Annotated in this window: 1 protein-coding gene; it reads left to right on the top strand. The window is 43.1% G+C overall.

All coding sequences use genetic code 11. The annotated features are described in order from the left end of the window. Nucleotides 1-2101, top strand: a 2101-nt coding sequence (locus MOX91_RS08700) for a beta strand repeat-containing protein (protein WP_370397688.1), incomplete at both ends; no start/stop codon positions are given.

Below are 2101 nucleotides of genomic sequence, written 5' to 3'. Positions count from 1 at the left end.
GAGCAGTAGCTGTTGAAACTGGTAAGGATGTAAGCGTAACAACCGCAAACGGCGCAGTAGAATTGGGAACGGTTGAAAACGTAACCCTTGGCACTGCGAAGGACACGGTAGCGATTACAAACGGCAAAGACGTAACAATCGGTACTGCAGAAAGCACTGTTAAGATTGATAACGGCAACAATGTTGCTATCACTGACGCGCAGGACGATGTAACAGTTGGCACAGATTCAACAACGGTTGCTGATGTAAAAATTGATTCAATTGCATCAGGTAAAACTGTAACTGTTAATGCTGCAACCGGCAACGTAACGGTTGATGGCGAAGGCAGCCTTGTGGCATCGAATGTTGACGGACTCATTAAGTCTGAAACGTCAATTGGTTCTGCTGACATTGCCTTAAAAGACGGCAACTCCTTTGAAGCCAAAGTTGTTGAAGGTGAAGCAAAAATAAGTGGTTCTGCAGGCGCGACTGCAACCATCGACGAAGCCGGTTCGCTTGTTGCCGAAGGTACGACAAATGGCAACTTGGTTGTAACAAATGATAAGGCAGTAGCCATAACTGGTGGCAATCTAAATTTAGATGTTAAAACTGTTGGTGAGAGTGGTATTAAACTTGGTAATCTCGATTCTGTTGATATTACCGATGGTAACAACAATATTACTCTTGGTAATGTAGCAGGTGATATTGATGTAAAGCAAGGTGTAGCAGGTGGTACGCAAGGTAATATCAAGGTTGGTAATGTTGGTGGCGAAGTTTGGGTGAATGGCTTGCAAGGCGAGTTAAAAATCCAAGAAGTTACAGGTGATGTTAAAGTTGATAATATTGCAGGTTCTGTAACTATTGAAAAAACCAATGGTACTGCAAAAGTAGAGAACTCAACTAATGGTAGTAATTTAACTATTAACGAGGCTTATGGAAATGTAACTTCTACAACTACAATTGGTGAGTTAGATGTAACATTCAAAAACGAAAGTAATCTTGAGGTTAATAATGCAGAGAAGGTTACAGTAGAACTTGCTGGTGGCACATTTACACAAACAGGTGAAATTGGAAGCACAAATGTTAGCGGTACAGGTTCTGTAACCTTAACTGTAGAAGAAATTGCTATTGCTGGCAATGGTGATGACTACACCATTGATGGAGATAGCAAACTTCTATCTTCTTCTGAAGATGCTGATTTGAAAACAAATATTACTGCAACTAGCGGCAAATTTGAAATTGATAATCTTGGCTCTTTAGATGTAACTGGTGAGTTAGATGGTAGTGTTAAAGTTGGTAGTGCAACAGATGAAATTACTATTGATTCAATTACAGGTGCGGTAGACTTGGGTACAGTTGCAGATGTAAAAGTAACAGGTGCAGTTGGTGATGTAACAGTAGGTACTGCAAATGGCAATATTGACATCAACGAAGCAGGTTCAGTAGCTGTTGAAACTGGTAAGGATGTAAGCGTAACAACCGCAAACGGCGCAGTAGAATTGGGAACGGTTGAAAACGTAACCCTTGGCACTGCGAAGGACACGGTAGCGATTACAAACGGCAACAATGTTGCTATCACTGACGCTCAGAAGGATGTAACAGTTGGCACAGTAGCCGATATTAATATTTCCGGTGCGGGCAACTTGAATGTTGCAGCAAGCGCAGGCAAGATAACAGCGGGCGACTTGGGCAACATCAATGCAGAAAATGCAACAATCAATGGTATTGACGCTACGGCAGGGGCAGTTAAAAATGTAACAGTTGGCACTACAACAGGCGCAGTAAAATTGGGAACGGTTGAAAACGTAACCCTTGACACTGCGAAGGACACGGTAGCGATTGCAAACGGCAAAGACGTAACAATCGGTACTGCAGAAAGCACTGTTAAGATTGGTAACGGCAACAATGTTGCTATCAATAACGCGCAGGACGATGTAACAGTTGGCACAGTAGCCGATATTAATATTGCCGGTGCGGGTAACTTGAATGTTGAAACAAGCGCAGGCAAGATAACAGCGGGCGACTTGGGCAACATCAATGCAGAACACGCGACGGTAGCGGGCATAGAATCCGCAGGCAAGGTTGGCGACATAACAGTCGGAGAATCGACAGCAAACATTGT

The sequence above is a fragment of the Intestinicryptomonas porci genome (assembly GCF_033971905.1).
Classification (GTDB): domain Bacteria; phylum Verrucomicrobiota; class Verrucomicrobiia; order Opitutales; family Intestinicryptomonadaceae; genus Intestinicryptomonas; species Intestinicryptomonas porci.
This window is presented reverse-complemented; position numbering and strand designations above follow the sequence as displayed.